Origin of the sequence: Jutongia huaianensis, assembly GCF_014384985.1 — a bacterium.
GTDB lineage: Bacteria > Bacillota > Clostridia > Lachnospirales > Lachnospiraceae > Jutongia > Jutongia huaianensis.
The window spans coordinates 37,885-57,662 of record NZ_JACRSX010000011.1; the positions used below are offsets into that span (position 1 = coordinate 37,885).

Below are 19,778 nucleotides of genomic sequence, written 5' to 3' on the forward strand. Positions count from 1 at the left end.
AGAGTACTCCTAAAGCGGCGAAATACGCCGCTAAGGAGTGCTATGCTTTATATAAGTGAAAAATTTCATACTGCAACTTTGTGCCTGTGGTCCAAAGTTTGCGGGTTGAGAAAGAAAAAGGACTACATCCTATATATAATTGACTGTACCTACGGGAAATGATATACTTATACGGTTAATGGAAACGTGAAAAAGAGGTCTTAGAGCATGAATCATCAGGTAAAATTAACCGGCAATCTAAAGACATATCTGAGATGGCCGATGACGTTGTCGCTTTTGTGGGCGGTTGCAACGATTCAGATTTATATGGTAAATCATAAAGCCGGATATTGTGTGGCAGGCTACACGCTGGCTTATTTGGTGTTTGCCATGATGCTTCGCATGACCGGGCGTAAAAAGCTTCAGCAGGATCTGATCCAGTTTGCCCAGAGCTACGGCAGACTTCAGATGAAGATGATGAAGGAAATGGCAGTACCTTTTGCCGTATTAAATGTAGAGGGTCATCTGCTGTGGGGCAATGATGAATTTTTAAGTGTGGCAGTCAACAAAAAGGCAGCCAGACGAAACATTGCCAATATTTTTCCGGAGATCACACTGGATAAGCTGCCGGAGGCGGCGCAAGGGGATGTTGTTCTCCGTGTGACCAGAGAGGATCAGACATACCGCGCAGTTCTTCGCCAGATTGATGCGGCATTGGTGGATGATTTTTCGGATGATCTGGAGTTAGATCAGTTCATTGATGATCAGAGCATTATTGTCATGTTCCTTTATGATGAGACGGAGATGGTGAAGTTAGAGGAGACCATCGCCGCAGAGAAGCTGACAGTTGGTCTTTTATATATTGATAATTATGAAGAGACAGTGGCAAGTATTGATGAGGTGCGCCAGTCTCTTTTGATGGCACTGATCGATCGGAAGATCAACAAGTATATGCAGGGGATTGATGCGATCTCCAAGAAGCTGGAGAAAGATAAATTCTTATTTGTATTCAAACAGGAGCATTTGCAGGCTCTGAAGGAGTCAAGATTTTCTATTCTGGAAGAGGTTCGTGCGATCAATATAGGAAATGACCAGACCTGTACTATATCCATCGGTATTGGTACCGGGTCGGAGACATATACAGAGCTGTATGACAATGCCAGAGCAGCGATCGATCTGGCTCTTGGCCGTGGCGGTGACCAAGCGGTTATTAAGGGAAGTGACAGCGAGGAATTCTACGGAGGAAAGCGCGTCACAGCGGAGCGGAATACCCGTGTAAAAGCCCGTGTGAAGGCTCATGCGTTGAAGGAATTGATCGAGAGCAAGGAGCGTGTGGTTGTGATGGGACATTCCATTGGAGATGCCGATTCCTTCGGTGCATCTGTGGGAGTTTACCGTATTGCCAAGACACTGGAGCGAAAGGCTTACGTGGTTCTGGATCAGTGCAGTCCTTCCGTCAAGCCGTTGTGCGACCGCTTTTATAATGGAGATTACGAGGAGGATATGATCGTCAACCGGGCAGAGGCTCAGAAGCTTGTGGATGAAAATGCCCTGCTTGTGATCGTAGACGTGAACAAAGCAGATTATACAGAATGTCCGGAGCTGGTGGATCAGGCACAGTCTGTTGTGGTTATTGATCACCACAGACAGGCGGGAGATGCTATTTCCCAGGCGGTGCTGTTTTATATTGAGCCATATGCGTCCTCAGCCAGTGAGATGGTTTCTGAGATCTCACAGTATATCGGGAATGGTCTCAAGCTGAAGCCGGCAGAGGCGGAGGCTCTTTATGCCGGTATTATGATTGACACCAACAATTTCACAGATAAGACAGGCGTGCGTACCTTTGAAGCAATGGCGTATCTGCGCCGGAATGGTGTGGATGTGATCCGTCTTCGGAAGGCATTTCGGGAAAATATGGGTGAGTACCGGATCAAGGCGGCTGCCATTGAGGCAACCAATCTGTATCTGGACAGCTATGCCATTACGGAGAGTAAGGCAGAGGGCACAGACAGTCCGACTGTTCTGGCGGCAAAGATTGCTAATGAGCTGCTGGATATCAGCGGGGTGAAAGCGTCCTTTGTATTGACAAATTATAATGATAAGATATATATCAGTGCCAGATCCATCGATGAGGTTAATGTACAGGTCATGATGGAGAAACTGGGCGGCGGTGGTCATATCAATATGGCGGGAGCGCAGCTTAAAGACTGCACGGTACAGGAGGCAGAGGAAAAGCTGCGTCAGATGATCGACCAGATGATTGCTGATGGGGACATTACACAATAGGAGGTAAGACAGATGGAAGTTATTTTATTAGCAGATGTAAAGGCATTAGGAAAAAAGGGAGAGCTGGTCAATGTCAGTGACGGCTATGCCAAGAATTTCCTGTTCAAAAAGAAATTAGGCATTGAAGCAACAGCAAAGAATAAGAACGATCTCAAGCTTCAGAAGAAGCATGAGGAAAAGGTTGCGCAGGAAAAATTAGATGACGCAAAGGCGTTTGCGGAGGAGTTAAAGGAGAAATCCATTACTGTTTCCATCAAGACAGGAAGCGGCGGAAGAAGTTTTGGTTCCGTTTCTACCAAGGAGCTTGCTGCAGCCGCAAAAGAACAGCTCGGTTATGAGCTGGACAAGAAAAAGATGGTGCTTCCGGAGCCGATCAAGAGTCCGGGAATCTTTGATTTGCCGATCAAGCTTCACCCGAAGGTTTTGGGAAGTCTGAAGGTAATTGTGCAGGAGACAAAGTAGTCAGGGCAGAGAGGACTTGAAACATGGACGAAGCTGTATTTAAAAGAATACCGCCTCATAATGATGAAGCAGAGCGGGCAGTGATCGGATCTATGATGATGGATCAGGATGCGGTACAGATTGCTTCCGAGCAGCTTCAGAAAGAGGATTTTTATAATGGCCAGTATGGTGTGATCTTTGCTGCGTTGGTGGAAATGCATCAGCAGGGAATTGGAGCCGATCTGGTCACAATTCAGGCAAAGCTGCGGGAAATGGAGATTCCGCCAGAGCTTACAAGTGTAGAATATATTGGAGATCTGATCAACAGTGTACCAACCTCTGCAAACGTCCGGCATTATGTTAAGATCGTACAGGAGAAATCCGTACTGCGGAGTCTGATCAAGGTGACGGAATCCATTACCGGTAACTGCTATCTGGACAAGCATCCGCTGGAGGACATTCTGGAGGATGCCGAGAAGAAAGTTTATGATGTAGTGCAGCGGAGAAACTCCGGGGAGTTTGAAAATATCCGTGATGTGGTGATCCGGACATTGGATAGTATTGAGACAGCGGCAAAGCAGCAGGGGCATATTACCGGACTGCAGACGGGATTTCGTGATCTGGATTACAAGACAGCCGGTTTGCAGCCGTCAGACCTGATCCTGATCGCAGCACGTCCTGCCATGGGTAAGACAGCATTTGTATTGAATCTGGCAGAATATATCGCACTTCACAGTCAGAGCACGATCGCAATGTTCAGTCTGGAGATGAGCAAGGAGCAGCTGGTAAAGCGTATGCTTTCCATGAACTCCAAGGTGGACTCCCAGAAGATCCGTACCGGTAATCTGGAGGATGAGGACTGGGGCAAGCTGGTAGACAGTGTGCGCCGTCTCGGTAATTCCAACCTGGTGATCGATGACAGTTCCGGCATTACTGCGTCTGAGATCCATTCCAAGTGCCGGCGTCTTAAGATGGAAAAGGGACTTGATCTGGTGATCATTGACTATCTGCAGTTAATGAGTGGTGGCGGCAAGCGCAGAGGCGACAGCCGCCAGCAGGAGATTTCTGATATTTCCCGTGCATTGAAGGTTATGGCGAGAGATCTCAATGTGCCGGTGATCGCATTGTCGCAGCTCTCCCGTGCAGTGGAGCAGAGACCGGACAAAAAACCGATGCTTTCCGATCTGCGTGAGTCCGGAGCCATCGAGCAGGATGCGGATATGGTTATGTTTCTGTACCGCGAGGAGTATTACAAACCGGATTCCGAAAAAAAGGGTCAGGCAGAGCTGATCATTGCAAAACAGAGAAGTGGTCCTACCGGCACAGTAGAGCTGGCATGGCTTGCTCAATATACAAAGTTTGGTAATTTGGAAAGGGAAAATGAACAATAGAAACGACATTTTTCTATTAAAAATATCTAAATTTGCCAAAGATACTTGATTTGCAGACGCGAAACGAGTAGAATGTAACACGGTGTAAACCTTAGTAACGAATGGAGGAAAGAGAGAAATGGCTGAACAGGTAAAGTTTGATTATTCTCTGACTGCCGGCGTTATCTCAGAGGATGAGATGAAGGCAATGGAGAAGATCACAAAGGACGCAAAGGACGTATTAGTAGGGAAGAGTGGCGCAGGTAATGATTTCCTTGGATGGATCGACCTTCCGGTTGATTACGATAAGGAGGAGTTTGCAAGAATTCAGAAGGCAGCACAGAAGATCCAGTCTGATTCAGAGGTACTTCTTGTAATCGGTATCGGCGGTTCTTATCTTGGAGCAAGAGCTGCAATTGAGTTCTTACGTCACAGCTTTTACAATAATGTATCCAAAGAGATCCGTAAGACACCGGAGATCTATTATTGTGGAAATAACCTGAGCGGAACTTATCTGTCTCAGTTGATCGATGTCATTGGTGACAGAGATTTCTCAGTAAATATTATCAGTAAGTCAGGTACAACCACAGAGCCTGCTGTTGCATTCCGTATCTTCAAGGAGATGCTGGAAAAGAAGTACGGCAAGGAGGAGGCTGCAAAGAGAATCTATGCAACCACAGATAAGGCAAAGGGTGCACTCAAGAGTCTTGCCACAGAGGAAGGTTATGAGACATTTGTAGTACCTGATGATGTCGGAGGACGTTTCTCTGTACTCACAGCAGTAGGTCTTCTTCCGATCGCTGTCAGCGGTGCAGACATCACAAAGCTGATGGAAGGTGCTGCTTCTATGCGTGAGGTATGTCTGAACAAGGACTTCGCAGAGAACGATTCTATGAAGTATGCGGCAGTTCGTAATATTCTTCTCCGCAAGGGTAAGTCAGTAGAGATCCTTTGCAACTACGAGCCGATCTTCCACTATGTGGCAGAGTGGTGGAAGCAGCTCTTTGGAGAGAGTGAAGGAAAGGATCAGAAGGGTCTGTTCCCGGCATCCGTGGATCTTACCACAGATCTTCATTCCATGGGTCAGTTTATTCAGGACGGAAGCCGTATTATGTTCGAGACAGTGATGGAGTTAGAGAAGCCTGCATTTGATCTGACGATCCAGAAGGAGGATGTTGATCTTGACGGTCTGAATTATCTTGCTGGAAAGACACTTGATTTCATCAATAAGAGTGCGATGAAGGGTACACAGCTTGCCCATACGGATGGAAATGTACCAAACCTTGTCGTAAAGGTGCCGGAGCAGAATGAGTTCTATCTGGGACAGTTATTCTACTTCTATGAGTTCGCATGTGGTCTCAGTGGTTATATTCTTGGAGTAAATCCATTTAACCAGCCGGGTGTAGAGAGCTACAAAAAGAACATGTTTGCTCTTCTTGGCAAGCCGGGATTTGAGGAGCAGAGAGAGGCTCTGATGAAGAGACTGTAAATGATTGTAATTCATAGTGAATATGTGAATGTCGATAAATCGAAAGGATGTCACTTATATGGTGGCATCCTTTTTTAGGGTATAGGAAAATGCTACGTAACGTAGAGGTTCCCTTTTTTGTTTTACTTTTTAGGAGTGTTTTATAAGACTTCGAATAGAATTGTACAATCTAGTTTTTCCACTTATCGAAAGGTCTAGAATTAATAGAGAAAATGGCTAAGAAAAATAATGTATTCATAAAGAAGTTTCAGATGGTAAAATAAGGTATCAGTAACAGGGACGGGACGAAACAGAAAATACGGCATATCAGAAAGGAGATTATCCATGAGAAAAACAGGGAAAAAACTCGTTGCTGTGATTGCGGCGGTCAGTATGACGATCAGTATGGCTCCGTCGTCTGGACATGCGACGGTACGTAGTATTTCAATGCAGCAGGCAAAGGCATCTGAAAGATCAGAGGCAGTTCAAGGCGTAGTAAAACAAAAAGCAAAAGATGATACAGCGGCAGCTGAGGTCACCTTTTCCAAAGCAAGCGGTACCTATGGAGATGCGTTTCAGCTGGAGCTGAGTGGTACAGAGGGAGATACAGCACTCTACTATACGACGGATGGAAGTGACCCGTCAGACCCTGACAATAAAAACAGAATTTTATATCAGGATGGCGGGATTGCGATTGCAGACCGGTCGAATGATGAAAATGTTTTGTCTGCAATTGATCCCGTTTTGTTTGACAGTGTCAACGTAACGGCATCAAAGGATGGGAAAAACTTTGAAAGCACCGTTCAGAAACCATCGAAGGAAGCAGTGGACAAATGTACCGTGATCAAAGCGGCAGCACAGCATGCCGATGGTACATATTCGGCAGTATTTACCAATACCTATTTTGTGGGGGATATGGCAGAGCATATTGATGGCATCAGCGAGAGCTGTGAGGCGGCAGGAAAGAATCTGGCGGTTATGTCTATCAGTATGGATGCAGACGATCTGTTTGATTCTACCAAGGGAATCTATGTCAAGGGAGATACTTTTGAAAATGCGTTGAAGGAATATCTTGCAGCAGGAAAAACCATTAATGACTGGAATGCTTCTGACACCTGCCGCGGCCTGGATGCAAACTACAAGCAGAAGGGCAGAAATTGGGAAAGAAAGACTCATATTGATTATTTTGAGAGTGATGGAACCAAAACGAAATGTAAACTTCAGCAGGATTGCGGTATCCGCATTCAGGGAAATTATTCCAGATCAGATTACCAGAAGAGTTTTCGTCTTTATGCCAGAGATGAATATGGAAAGAAAAACTTCAAGTACGATTTTTGGGACAATGCAGTAGATGATCAGGGTAATGTAATTAACAAATATAAAAAGATTGTCCTCCGAAATGGCGGAAACTGTGCATTCACTACGAAGTTTTCTGATTCCTACTGGCAGTCGCTGCTTCAGGAGATTGATTGTGATAACCAGAGTGCCCGTCCGTGTGTCGTATATCTGAATGGAGAGTACTGGGGTGTTTATATTCTTCAGGATGATTTCTGTGGTGCATTTATGGAAAATAAACACGGTGTCAATAAGGATAACGTGGTGATCTATAAAGGCGACGCAGAAGCAATCCAGCCTCTGGGCTATAAACTGGACGAAGGAGATCTGCCGGAGGGTGTCACCGACGAGGATTATTATCTGAAGGATCTGGAGAGCTTTATGAGTACTCATAAGGATGTCAGTGATCAGAAGGATTATGATGAGCTTGCTGCGATGGTAGATGAGGATTCCATTATAGATTACTTTGCGACTGAGGTATGGATCAACAATAAATGGGACTGGCCGGGCAAAAACTGGTCTATGTGGAAATCTACCGTTACGGATGAAACAAATCCGTATGCCGATGGTAAGTGGCGTTTTATGGTGTATGATGTGGAGTTTGGCGGAATCAGCGGTTCCGATGATAAAAGCGGAAATGCCATAAAGGCTTCGGGGCTTCTTCAGACAGGAACAGCCGATCCGGACAGTGTAAATCACGACAAACCACATGTAAGATGTTTCGCGCTGATGATGACCAATGAGGCGTTTCGGGAGAAGTTTATTGCCCGTCTTGAAAGCTTTTCCACCGGAATGTTTGAGTATAACCGTGCCATTGAACGGGCTGATCTGTTTCAAGGAGTATATCAGCCAATCCTGCAGCAGTTTTTTGACCGTTTTCCGACAAACAGCGGGATGACAGCGGATAAAGCGGTTAACGGAGATGGAGGAAATGCATATGGAACACTAAAGGCCATCAGAAATTTTCTGAATGGACGGGACAAGCAGGTGGCGAAGATCTCAAGCTATATCCGGAAGCAGTATACAGCGGACAGCACGCCATCTCCGAAACCAACGGACACGGCTGTGCCAACTGCCTCTGCTGAGGTGACAGAGACTCCGGCATTGCCGACAGGCAGTCCATCGGCTGCGCCGGTACAGCCGAGTGTGGCACCGGTACAGACAACGGCACCATCTGAAACACCAAAGAGTACTTCTGTCAAAAAAGAAAAACTGGCGGATGGCACTATTGTGATCAAAAAAACAGATGAAGCAGGGAAGGCAGTTTCCACGAAATATGAGACAAAAACGGGAATATATCTTCTGAAATCAGATAATACTCTGTGCTATCAGAAGGAAAATCAGACTGCATTGAAAAATCAGACGTCTGTCGTTATCAGGGATGTGGAGAAAATTAATGGAAAATCATTGAGAGTATCAGAAATAGAAAAAGGGACATTTCAGGGATTATCCAAATTAAAAAAGATAACGATCGGAAAAAATGTTGTGGCCATAGGTCAGGATGCATTCCGGGGCTGCAGCAGCCTGAAAAAAATCACAATTCGATCTGTCAGGTTAAAGAAGGTAGGGAAAAATGCAATCCGGGGTGTCCATAAAAAGGTACAGATTATCTGTCCGAAGGGAAAGAAAAAAGCATATCAGAAGCTGTTCGAAAAGAAAACGGGATTTGCGAAAAAAACAATGATCATAAAATAAAAAGAAAGAATAAAAAGACGGGGCTTTCTTAAAGGAAGCCCTGTCTTTATCCGATATAACAATATAAAGATCTGGAAAGGTATGGTTAGCGGTATGGGAGCAGCATCGGAGAAAGATGCGGAAAAGATAGCAGATGCCGTGCGGATGGCCCAAAAGGGAAGTCAGGATGCTTTTATGGAGCTGTATCAGCTTTTTTATCATGAATTGTATGCGTATGCATGTTATATGCTGCATCACAAACAGGATGCGGAAGATGTTGTGGCAGATACCATTGTGGCAGCATATGAGTCCATCGGCAGGCTGAGGGATGTTTATCGTTTTCGGCAATGGCTTTTTAAAATATTATCCAATAAATGCAGGAAAAAACTCAAATCCTATGCGGAGAGAAACAAACACCACAGCAGGAGCTTTGGGGGCGAGACAAAGCAGGATAAAGATCCGGATATCAGTGACGGAAAGGATTTAGAGAAGGAGGCAACGGACCGGGAGTGGGTCCGGGATGCATTTGCGGTTCTTACGGATGAGGAGCGGTATATTGTCAATTCTTTTCTGCTGGCAGGATACCGGGGTGAAGAAATTGCAGAGAGCCTGGGGATAGGAGCGAGTACTCTTCGTTCAAAATATCGGCGGGCATTGATGAAAATGAGAAAAAAACTGGATCCGTGAAAGGGGGATGTCAATAACATGAAAGAAGAAAATGAAATGGAACGGCTGGCATCTCATCGAATTCATGGTATTCTGCCCCCCAAATATCATATGCAGCATCGGTCGGGACAGGAACCGCTTGTTGAGGAGCAGTCTTTAAAGGAAGTAGAAGAAATGATCCTTGCTGCCGGTGAAAGTTTAAGTACGCCGGAGAGTCTGCGCCCGGAAAATATGAGTCGTAAACTGGAACAGGTCAGAAAGAAAAGACAGCGTCAGAGAAGATGTCTTGCAGTGGTGCTGATATATGTTATAATTATTATAATATTGGCGTTGTTACTTTTGTAAATGATATAATACTAAGTGGGAAATGGAGATTACGAATGAGGACACGTAAGACGATCGGACTGTTTTTGGAAGGGGATGATATCCTTCAGGAGGGTATCATTACCAAGGCGGTATTAAAAGAAGCAACAGACAAAGATTATAATGTATTAATTTTTCACAGTCTTATGAAAAAACCGGCATATGAGCATGGAGAACTGTCGGATGAGGTTGTTTCCGGAGAGGGAGCTATTTATGCGGTTCCGGATTACAGAATGTTTGATGGCATAATCATATTGGGGGAGGTTTTGCGCTCCGATATGATGAAGAAGATCATAGGTAATGCAGCCAGAGCCGGGGTGCCGGTAATTGATGTAAATGATACCTATGATGGCTGTTATCAGATTGGATACAATGATACCGTTGGCATGAAGAAAATGGTTCTTCATTTAATTCGGACACATCATTGCCGGAATATTTATTTTATATCCGGATTCAAGGGAAATAAGGAGTCTGAGGATCGTGAAGAGGCATATCGAAGTGCACTTGAGGAAGAAGGCATTCCGTTTCGACAGGAAAATATCGGATATGGCCAGTTCTACTTAAAATCAGTTGATGTGGTTAGAGAATATCTCAGCAGCCACGATATGCCGGATGCTTTTGTATGCGCAAATGACACTATGGCGATGTTTGTCATAAAGTATTTAAATGATCATGGTTATCGGGTACCGGAGGATGTAATCGTTACAGGGTTTGATCATACCAAAGAGGCATCCGAGTATCAGCCGTCTATCTCATCGGTGGAACGTTCATTGTTTGAATCGGGAACACAGGCTGTCCATTTTTTGGAACAGCTTTGGGAAGGGAAAGAGGTTCCTTTGAACAGTCTTGTACCGGCACATCTGGTACTGAATCAAAGTTGTGGCTGTACGAAGCATACCAAACTGGATCTTAATCGGATCAATCAGGAGAAGCTTCGGGATATTACCAGACGGGATATGTTTATTCATCACATTACGGAGCTTTGGAGAGATGTGTCCGAAAAAAAGTCTGTGGAGAATATGCTGGAGGTAATATGTTCTTATTTGGATTTCTTTGAATGGGATGCTTTTAATTTTTGTATTTGTGATGACATTATTACGCAGGGGATCAAAAGAAGCAAAAGGGTTCACGGCTATTCTCAGAATATGACACTGGTCAAATGCCGGAAGGGAAAGCCGTTGGAAATGGAACCGGTATTTTATCCGGATATTCTGCCGCCTCTTGATCTGCAGGGGAAGGAAGGTATAAGACTGTCGTTTGTGCCCCTTTATCTCAATCAGAGAACCGTAGGATATCTGTGGATATCGGCCAAATACTGTATGCAGGAGGCGTCGATGGTTTATGCTATGCTGACAGTTATGAACAGTGCCATCATTGATCTGTGTCTTCTCAAGGAAAAGGATACGCTGGTAGATAAATTGGACAGTATGTATGTACGTGATGAACTGACAAAGTTGTATAACCGTTTTGGTATGAGACGTTTTGTGGAAAAGATTATGAAGGTCGCAAAGCGTGATAACAAATTTGTTATGTGTATAGAGCTGGATCTGGATGGCTTAAAGAAGATTAATGATACCTATGGACATGATGCGGGAGACAATGCGATCGTTCAGGTGGCCAATGCTATGCGGCAGGCATCGGAGCGGCGTGAGGTCTGTATCCGAAGTGGTGGAGATGAGTATCTGGTCTTTGGCATTGCAGAAAGGGAAGGGGATGCAGGAGCCTTTATACAAAGAGTGGAGGAGTATTTAGAAGAGTACAACGAACGGAACTCATGGCCTTATGAGGTGTCATGCAGCTGCGGATACTGTGTGCATCCGGCAGCAGAGGTGCAGTCTCTGGAGGAGATGGTAACAGAGGCAGACAAGCTTTTATATCAGGTAAAAGCACGCAAAAAAACAACCCGGATATCATAAAGGAAATCTGCCATTTTCCTGACGAGAAAAAAGCCGGAATCTGACACAATTCCGCCGAAAAGTTGACATATGAGGCTAGTAGTATATGTCCTATCAAATATTTCATATACGAATGGAGGAATTGACATGAAGAAAAAAACAATGGCAATGATATTAAGTTTTTCTATGGTTTTTACCGGACTTGGTATGGAGGCAGCACCTCAAAAGGCAGCAGCAGTAAGTAACAGTACAGCTGCAGCAGTCCAAACGGAAGCTGACAGCACGGGGACACCGGAGGTAACCACTGTACCGGAGGATGCAGTGAAAACACCGGATGCTTCACAGGAGACGAAAACACCGGAGCAGGAAAGCGGGACACCGGCAGAAACAGATCAGCCGGAAAAGACACCGGCTGCTGCGACAGAGGCACCGGCACAGACACCGGCACAGACACCGGTGAACACTCCGGCAGCCACAGTAACTCCGGCAGCGGTTACCACAACAAGTCCGGCAGCAATTGCAACAAATGGAGCATTAAAGGTGGGCGAGAGATTTACAGCAGGCAATTTTGTTTACAGCATTACTGCGGAAGCAGCAGGAAACGTAAAGGCGGCAGTTAAGGTAAGAGGTCTCAGTGTGGATGGAAAGACCAAGACCAGTGTAACAATTCCGGCTTCTGTAACATGGCAGGGAGTGGATTATGTTGTCAGCGGAATTAATGAGAAATCATTTAAAGACAATACAAAGCTTACTTCCGTCAAGGTGGGAAAGAATGTGACTTATATTGGCAAGCGGGCATTCCAGGGAATGACTTCTCTGAAATCACTTACGATTGGAAGCGGTGTTACAAAAATCAAAAAATTTGCATTTGCAGGCTGCAAATCTCTTCGAAAGGTGACCATTCCGGCCAAGACTACATTTATAGGGGAAAAAGCGTTCCAGAATTGTAAAAAGCTGAAAGCAGTGATCATTAATTCAAAGAAGATCAATACCATTAACAGCAATGCATTCCGATATGTAAAGTCAGGTTGCTATGTAGTAGTTCCTTCCGGCAAGAAGAATACATATCGTTCCCTGTTGCTGGGAGCAAAGGCTTCGAAATTAAAGATTTATGTATACTAATGATCCTCTCATATAACAAAATAATATAAAATGAAAACTCACAGACTATCGTGACGAAACGGTGGTCTGTGAATTTTTTTGTAACAAAATAAGGATATATTTTCGAAAATTTAAGAATATCTTAAAGATTGTGAAAAAAATATATGGTATTCTGTAAAAGTACTGTGGATAGCTGGGGAAACATTACAGGGAATACACACAGAAATTTCAGAAAGGAGGGGGAACCTTGGAAAAACCGGAAACAAGTAATAAAGGGGAATCGCGCAAATGCGTCATTGACGTCAGGGATCTTTATAAGATATATCCCATTGGCAAAAATGAAGTACGGGCGCTGAATGGTGTCAGTTTCCAGGTGTATGAGGGAGAATTTTGTGCCATTGTAGGTACATCAGGCTCCGGAAAATCTACATTGCTTAACATGCTTGCCGGACTGGAAAAGCCTACAAAAGGACAGATCATGGTAGCAGGGGAACGTATTGATAAGTACAAGGAGAATCGGCTGGTACAGTTTCGCAGGGAAAAGGTGGGATTTATTTTTCAGTCTTTTAACCTGATCCCGACTATGAATGCAGTAGAAAATGTAGCATTGCCATTGGTATTTCGGGGCATCTCCAAAAATGTCCGCATGAAGCGGGCGCAGAAGATGATCGATCTGGTTGGTCTGAAGAAATACCGCTTACATAAGCCAAATCAGATGTCCGGTGGGCAGCAGCAGCGTGTGGGTATGGCGAGAGCTCTCGTGCTGAATCCAAGTATTGTATTTGCAGATGAGCCGACAGGTAATCTTGATTCCAATACATCTGCAGAGATGATGGAGCTGATGCGCCATGTGCTTAGCGAGAGAGGCAAAACTCTGGTGATGGTTACACATGACAATGATCTGGCAGCTCTGGCTGACAGACAGATCCGCATCAAGGATGGCAAAATTGTGGAAAATGTACAGGAATGATGAAAAGAAAGTCCGAAATCATTCAGAAAATGGAGGATAAGATTTTGAAAAAGAAAAAATTATGGATAGCGGCATTGCTGAGTCTGGCAATGGTGACAAGTATGGTGCCGGTACAAAATACAAAAAATGTATGGGCAGCCGGTGAGGGGAATGATCAGGGAATCACAGGCGGCCAGCAGGGAGATGACAGTCTCCAGAGCGAGATGATGACTGGCAACAGCGCAGATATCAGTTTATCCAATGTAAGCGTGTCCGGCAGTAAAGCAGGGGGAAAGGTTAAAGTATCCTTTACCGTGACCGGCAATAAAAACAATAAAAAGCATTATGACATAGAAAGCATTGAAAAGATTTATCCGGTACTCGATGACAGTTTCCCGTTTGTAATGGATAACGAAGCATATCGTGTTACAAACGGCAATGGAGGCTCTGTAAACTGCAGCTATACATTCCATGCAAAGGACAATCTGGAAACGGCATATTATATGGCAGGGTTTACCGTGGTATATACCAGGAAGTCTGCGGATGGAGTTGTGAAGGCATATGACAGCGAGTATTCTCTGAATAAGAGTATCAATGTCAAGATCACAGGGAAACCAAAGGCAACCGAAAAGCCGGCAGATAAGCAGGAAACGGCAAAGGATGCAGATATTTCCCTGAAAATGAAAAATGATCCTTATGGTGTTTATGGCGGAAGCTGCAGTGTGGCATTTACTGCAAGCAGCCGGAATTACAAAATTAAAAGTGTAGTGCCTGTGATTGACAATAATTTTCCGTTTGAGAGTACCACGGACGCATACAAGGTCGTTCGTTCCGGCGGCACGAAAAGCTTGTCCTGCAGCTATCATTTTAAAGTAAAAAACAATGTATCTACAGGATATCAGGGGGTTGTATTCCGGATCGGATATGTCAAAAACGGTCAGGATGTAACAGAAGACAAAACCGTTAATGTGGAGTTGAAGGGAAAGGCCAAGGAGAAAACAAACGCAAAGGGAAAAACAAGTACCCCGCGTGTGATGGTGTCAGGTTTTACCACAGATGTCAAAACGGTTCATCCAAATGCCAAATTCCTTCTGACACTGGAGCTTCGCAATAATGCAAGCCAGACAGTACATAATATCAAACTGACAATGTCCACGGAAAACGGAGAATTTCTGCCACTCAGCGGTGCAAGCACGGCATATCTGGACAGTATCGCAGCAAAGTCCACAGCAAAGGTATCCTTCTGGATGAAAGCGGCAGCAAGCCTTAGCTCAAAGTCTTACCAGGTTACGGTCAAGACAGAGTATGAGGATGGTAAAGCAAGTGGCTATAATGCAGAGGATCATGTTTCTATTCCAGTAGTACAGAAGGACCGCATCAGTCTGACGGAGGTTACACCGCCGGATATGCTCAGCGTAGGTGGCACAGGTGACCTGTCCTTCTCTATTAACAATCTGGGGGGTGGAGCGTTAAATAATGTCTCTGTTATCTGTAAAGGAAAGGAAATCTCCTGTGAGAAATCTTTTGTGGGAAATATTGCCGCCGGAGCAACAGGATATGCAACTGTGACATTAAACGGTGATCAGGCAACCCCGGATGACAGTGATGGAGAATGCACGATCATTGTTAAATATGAGAATGCTTCCGGACAGACCAAAAAGTATACAGAAAAGACAAATGTGTTTGTATCCGAGGATATGGGGGATGCTGATATGCCTGCTGATGATGGCATGGATGAAACGCAGACGAAGAAAGGTCTTCCGTTGGCAGCCAAAATCGGAATCGGTGTAGCTGCTTTGGTGGTTGTGATCATAGTGGTGCGTATTATTGTGAAAAAGAAACGCAAGAAAAAAGAAGAGGAGTTGATGGACGATGAGCTTCTATGATCTCATGAGCATGAGTCTTGGAAATCTGTGGCGCAGAAAGCTGCGGACAATCCTGACGGTGCTTGGTGTACTGATTGGCACTACATCCATTGTTGCTATGCTCTCTCTTGCGTTTGGAATGAAACAGCAGATGATGGAGCAGTATGAAAGTATGGGTTCGGTGACACAGATCAATGTGAGCCCGGGAGGAGGGATGGACTCTGATTCCTCCGGCAGCCAGACGGATACTTCCACGATGTTGACAGAGTCCAACATGGAAATGTTTCAGGGAATGGAGCATGTCAAGTCCGTATCACCGCAGCTTACATTTGACGGAACGATGAAGAGTGGCCGTTACAGCGGCTATGCCAATATGATCGGTGTGGATCAGAGTATGTTAGATTCTCAGGAGTTAGACAAGGGGGAGGTTCCGAAAGCAGGAAACTCCGGCACGCTTCAGGTGCTTGGTGGCAATCAGCTGCTTACCGGATTTGGTTATGTGCAGGGGGACGAGTATGTAGATTATTATTCTACCGGGGAGCTTCCGCCAATCGATCTGATGACGCAGATCCATCAGCTGCAGGTGTATAATGATGCAGCTGAGTCCGAGACGGTGGATCAGACCGCTTCCACCGATGCTTCCACGGAGGATTCCTCCGGAGACGGAGACAGTGATTCTGCCGGGGACGATGCAGCTGCGCAGCCGGCGGAGGATAATTCCATGCTGAATTTCCGGATTAAGATCACGGGGATTATGGCAGGAGGTCTGGAGGAGTACAATAATTACAGCCAGAGCCTCCTGGTAAACCTCGATGATCTGAAAAGCTATCTGACCAAGAACTTTGGAAAGGGCAAGATACCGGGACAGCCAAAGCCAAACGGAAAGCCGTTAAACGAGTGGGTTTATACGACGATTGTAGTAGAAGTGGATCAGGCAGACAATGTAGAAGATGTCATGAAGAGTATTCAGGATATGGGATTTTTTGCAAACAGCAACAAAGAGTTGATCGATTCCGCACAGAAGAGTCTTCAGATCGTGGAGCTGGTACTTGGCGGTATCGGTATGGTTGCATTTCTGGTAGCGGCAATTGGCATTGCCAACACCATGATGATGTCCACCTACGAGAGAACCAAAGAGATCGGTGTTATGAAGGTGCTGGGCTGTGATATGAGAGATATCCAGAAGCTGTTTCTGGCTGAGGCCGGATTCATTGGGCTGATCGGAGGTATAGTGGGGCTTCTCTTGAGCTGTGGTGTGTCGTCGCTGATCAATCATTTCTCGGCCGGTATGGAAGGGATTGGAGGAAATATTTCTTTGATACCGTGGTGGTTAGCGTTGGCGGCAGTAGCATTCTCTACATTGATGGGTATGGTTGCCGGATATTTTCCGGCACGACGTGCCATGAAGCTGAGTCCATTGGCGGCGATACACACCGAATAAAGTCGTTTCTCTAACGTTAATTTTGCTTTGGGGAGGTGCCGAATAACTTTTTCCAGGCGCGGTAGAAGGTGGAGTAATTGTGAAAGCCACATTCGTAGCAGGCCTGGGTGGAGGGCATTCCTCCGGAGATGTATTGTCTGGCGAGAAGCAGGCGCTTGGTGGTGATATATGATCCCATACTTCTGCCGGTTTCTTCTTTGAAAGAATGCATCAGATAATATTTGCTGACAAAAAATCGATCTGCCAGCACGTCTGCCGTGAGCTTTTCCTGCAGATGTGTGTTGATATAGTCGAGACATTCCAGAATCTTGGTGTTGGAGGTGCTTGTTTCCAAAAACTCCAGATTATCGGAGATGGCAACGCGGTTCAGATGGATCATAAATTGTAAGAATAAAAGGCGCTGGGAAAGCTCCTGTGCATACTCCTCCGGGTGTTCATAGGAATTTTCCAGCGCCTTTATGGTTTGATACAGGGCACTTCCCTTGAAATAAGGGATCCGCAGAACATGGGCAGAAGCATCGGCAGCAAGGGTGAAGCATTTTTCCAGATCATAGCTCTCCCCGCTATATTGTGCAATAAATTCCGGGGAAAGGTATAAGATGATCCGTTCATAGGCAGACTCTGAATGTATGACCGGCCGGTGAAGCTCCCCGGCGCGGACAAGAACCAGATCAAAAGGCTGGAGTTCATAGCTTTTTCCTTCGATGGTATAATTGACATCTCCCTGAAGGAAGAGTAGGATTTTGTTGAAATCATGATAATGAAAGGGAAAATCCTTTCGGGTATTATCTTTGAGATGAAAGAATTTAAAATTGCTGTTAAGATATCCGGTTTTCAGATGTTTGTGAAAAGAGGAGATTTCCTGATCATTATTATAATTCATATTTATAACCATTCCTTTCGAAGAGAAAATTGATGTGGTGCCCAAATAGCGATTATTCTGTGTTGATAGTATAGCGCAGCTGTGGAAGGATGAAAAGTCTGAGATAAAAATTTGTTATGAAAAAGGTATGTAAAATCTATTGACCACCGGGTCGGAATGTAAGATAATAGTGGCGGATTATTATATGATGTGAGGAAAGGACAGGAGAAAGGATTATGAGAAAAACAAAGATTATATGTACACTTGGACCTGCAACGGACTCGGATGAGGTGATTGAGCAGCTCATTAACGAGGGGATGAATGTCGCCCGTTTCAATTTTTCCCATGGTTCCCATGAGGAGCATAAACAGAGAATGGACCGGTTAAAGAGAATACGAAAAAAATGTGATAAGCCGGTAGCGATCCTTCTTGATACAAAGGGACCGGAGGTTCGTCTGGACACCTTTAAGGAAGGAAAGACATTATTAAAGAGGGGACAGAAGTTTACTCTGGTCTGCGGAGAAAAGGTTGAGGGAGATAATGCACATGTAGGAGTAACCTATGATCATCTCTGTGAGGATGTGACAGTGGGAGCCCCGGTACTGATCGATGATGGCCTGGTGGAGTTAGAGGTTGTAGCAATCGTCAAAAACACGATTCAGTGCGTAGTCAAAAATGAAGGTGTGGTATCCGATCATAAGGGCGTGAATCTGCCGGGAGGTCATGTAAACCTGCCATATCTCAGTGAGAAGGATCGGTCCGATATTTTATTCGGTATTAAGAATGATGTTGATTTTATTGCCGCATCCTTTGTGCGCACGGCATTTGATGTTAAGCTGATCCGTAATCTGCTGGATGCCAATGGTGGCTCTGCGGTAAATATTATTGCAAAGATTGAGAATGCAGAGGGAGTTGCCAATATTGATGAGATCATCCGGGAATCCGATGCCATTATGATCGCCCGCGGAGATATGGGAGTGGAGCTTCCGGAGGAGGAAGTGCCGATCGTGCAGAAGATGATCATCAATAAGGTATATGAGGCCGGAAAGCAGGTTATCATTGCGACTCAGATGCTGGATTCCATGATGAAAAATCCCCGTGCTACCAGAGCGGAGACGGCAGATGTGGCCAATGCCGTTTATGATGGCACCAGTGCCATTATGCTTTCCGGAGAGACGGCAGCAGGCAAGTTCCCGGTAGAGGCATTAAAGACCATGGTGCGTATTGCCAGCCGTACGGAGCAGGATGTAGATTATCAGAAACGCTTTTACAGCAGAGCCAGACAGGCAAATCCGGATGTGACGGATGCGATCTGTCACGCAACATGTACGACGGCATATGATTTAAATGCCAGTGCCATTGTGACCGTAACGAAGTCCGGGCGTTCGGCAAGAATGATTTCCAGGTATCGTCCGGCTTGTGATATTATTGCGGGCAGCACCTCCGAAAAGGTATGCCGCCAGCTGAATATGTCATGGGGTGTTTCGCCATTCCCGGTTGAGGAAAAAAATGATGTCTTTGAGCTGTTTGATCATGCGATTGAGGTGGCAAAGGCACATGGTGTTATCAAAAGCGGAGATACTGCGGTTATTACCTCCGGTGTACCGGTGGGAGTTTCCGGAACTACCAATATGATCAAGGTGGAAACGGTGCGGTAATCTGTAGGAAATGGAGAGATAAAACCACATTAACATAAAACAGGCAGGATCATTTTAAGAGATTCTCTTAAAGTGATCCTGCCTGTTTTGTTAGTAAAAGCTGCTGCTGATTTAATTAACAAATATTGCCAATCTAAGCAAAAGTCTTAAGCCATCTGCTTCTGCGCTGCTTCGTATGCCTCACGGACAGCCTTGGCAAGCTGATCTCCACAGGAGGTTGGCTTGAAACCGCATTTGATGCCCTTCACCTTTGACTCGATCCAGTCTACGGTCTGACCGTCTACCAGACGGGATACTGCCTGCAGATTGCCATTGCATCCGCCGGTAAAGGATACATTACTTACCACATCACCGTTAATATCGAAGTGGATTTCAGAGGAACAGGTTCCGCTTGTCTTATATACATAGTTCATTATAACATCTCC

At 45.2% G+C, this 19,778-nt stretch carries 15 protein-coding genes; 13 read left to right on the top strand and 2 right to left on the bottom strand.

Features of this window, described 5'->3' with window-relative positions:
- Positions 1 to 207: 207 nt before the first annotated feature.
- From H8704_RS08795 to H8704_RS08850, 12 genes are all read left to right on the top strand, one after another.
- Positions 208 to 2,265 carry a DHH family phosphoesterase gene (locus tag H8704_RS08795; protein ID WP_249298012.1) on the top strand — a complete coding sequence of 686 codons (2,058 nt, stop codon included), beginning with the start codon at positions 208 to 210 and terminating at the stop codon, positions 2,263 to 2,265.
- Positions 2,266 to 2,277: 12 nt separating this feature from the next.
- Positions 2,278 to 2,727, top strand: a complete 450-nt coding sequence (gene rplI / locus H8704_RS08800) for a 50S ribosomal protein L9 (RefSeq protein ID WP_022465353.1) — start codon at positions 2,278 to 2,280, stop codon at positions 2,725 to 2,727.
- 23 nt (positions 2,728 to 2,750) lie between these two features.
- The gene (dnaB, locus tag H8704_RS08805) at positions 2,751 to 4,097 is read left to right on the top strand and encodes a replicative DNA helicase (RefSeq protein WP_022465352.1); all 1,347 of its coding nucleotides are present in this window, start codon (positions 2,751 to 2,753) and stop codon (positions 4,095 to 4,097) included.
- A gap of 118 nt (positions 4,098 to 4,215) precedes the next feature.
- Complete coding sequence (locus H8704_RS08810) at positions 4,216 to 5,565, top strand: glucose-6-phosphate isomerase (protein ID WP_022465351.1); 1,350 nt, start codon at positions 4,216 to 4,218, stop codon at positions 5,563 to 5,565.
- 324 nt (positions 5,566 to 5,889) lie between these two features.
- The gene (locus H8704_RS08815; protein ID WP_249298013.1) at positions 5,890 to 8,574 is read left to right on the top strand and encodes a CotH kinase family protein; all 2,685 of its coding nucleotides are present in this window, start codon (positions 5,890 to 5,892) and stop codon (positions 8,572 to 8,574) included.
- A gap of 93 nt (positions 8,575 to 8,667) precedes the next feature.
- On the top strand, positions 8,668 to 9,240 hold the full coding sequence (locus tag H8704_RS08820) for an RNA polymerase sigma factor (protein ID WP_249298015.1): 573 nt from the start codon (positions 8,668 to 8,670) through the stop codon (positions 9,238 to 9,240).
- Between the two features lie 18 nt (positions 9,241 to 9,258).
- Entirely contained in the window at positions 9,259 to 9,564 is a 306-nt protein-coding gene (locus H8704_RS08825) for a hypothetical protein (protein WP_249298016.1), read from the top strand.
- Between the two features lie 35 nt (positions 9,565 to 9,599).
- Positions 9,600 to 11,498, top strand: a complete 1,899-nt coding sequence (locus tag H8704_RS08830; RefSeq protein WP_249298018.1) for a GGDEF domain-containing protein — start codon at positions 9,600 to 9,602, stop codon at positions 11,496 to 11,498.
- Between the two features lie 126 nt (positions 11,499 to 11,624).
- Positions 11,625 to 12,599 (top strand): leucine-rich repeat domain-containing protein, encoded by a 975-nt coding sequence (locus tag H8704_RS08835; RefSeq protein WP_249298019.1) that lies wholly within the window; start codon positions 11,625 to 11,627, stop codon positions 12,597 to 12,599.
- A 226-nt stretch (positions 12,600 to 12,825) separates the two neighbouring features.
- Complete coding sequence (locus tag H8704_RS08840; protein WP_022465345.1) at positions 12,826 to 13,548, top strand: ABC transporter ATP-binding protein; 723 nt, start codon at positions 12,826 to 12,828, stop codon at positions 13,546 to 13,548.
- Positions 13,549 to 13,592: 44 nt separating this feature from the next.
- Positions 13,593 to 15,413 carry a COG1361 S-layer family protein gene (locus H8704_RS08845; RefSeq protein ID WP_249298020.1) on the top strand — a complete coding sequence of 607 codons (1,821 nt, stop codon included), beginning with the start codon at positions 13,593 to 13,595 and terminating at the stop codon, positions 15,411 to 15,413.
- A complete protein-coding gene (locus tag H8704_RS08850) occupies positions 15,400 to 16,833 on the top strand; it encodes an ABC transporter permease (protein ID WP_249298021.1) in 1,434 nt (477 codons plus the stop codon). The genes H8704_RS08845 and H8704_RS08850 overlap by 14 nt, the downstream gene beginning before the upstream one ends.
- Positions 16,834 to 16,849: 16 nt before the next feature.
- Here H8704_RS08850 and H8704_RS08855 read toward each other — a convergent pair whose 3' ends face one another.
- Entirely contained in the window at positions 16,850 to 17,716 is an 867-nt protein-coding gene (locus H8704_RS08855) for an AraC family transcriptional regulator (RefSeq protein WP_118679689.1), read from the bottom strand.
- A 215-nt stretch (positions 17,717 to 17,931) separates the two neighbouring features.
- Between H8704_RS08855 and pyk the strand changes: the two genes are divergently transcribed.
- Entirely contained in the window at positions 17,932 to 19,353 is a 1,422-nt protein-coding gene (gene pyk / locus H8704_RS08860; protein ID WP_022465341.1) for a pyruvate kinase, read from the top strand.
- A gap of 146 nt (positions 19,354 to 19,499) precedes the next feature.
- On the opposite strand, the gene H8704_RS08865 is transcribed toward pyk, so the two are convergent.
- Positions 19,500 to 19,766 carry a TIGR03905 family TSCPD domain-containing protein gene (locus tag H8704_RS08865; RefSeq protein WP_022465340.1) on the bottom strand — a complete coding sequence of 89 codons (267 nt, stop codon included), beginning with the start codon at positions 19,764 to 19,766 and terminating at the stop codon, positions 19,500 to 19,502.
- Between the last annotated feature and the right edge of the window lie 12 nt (positions 19,767 to 19,778).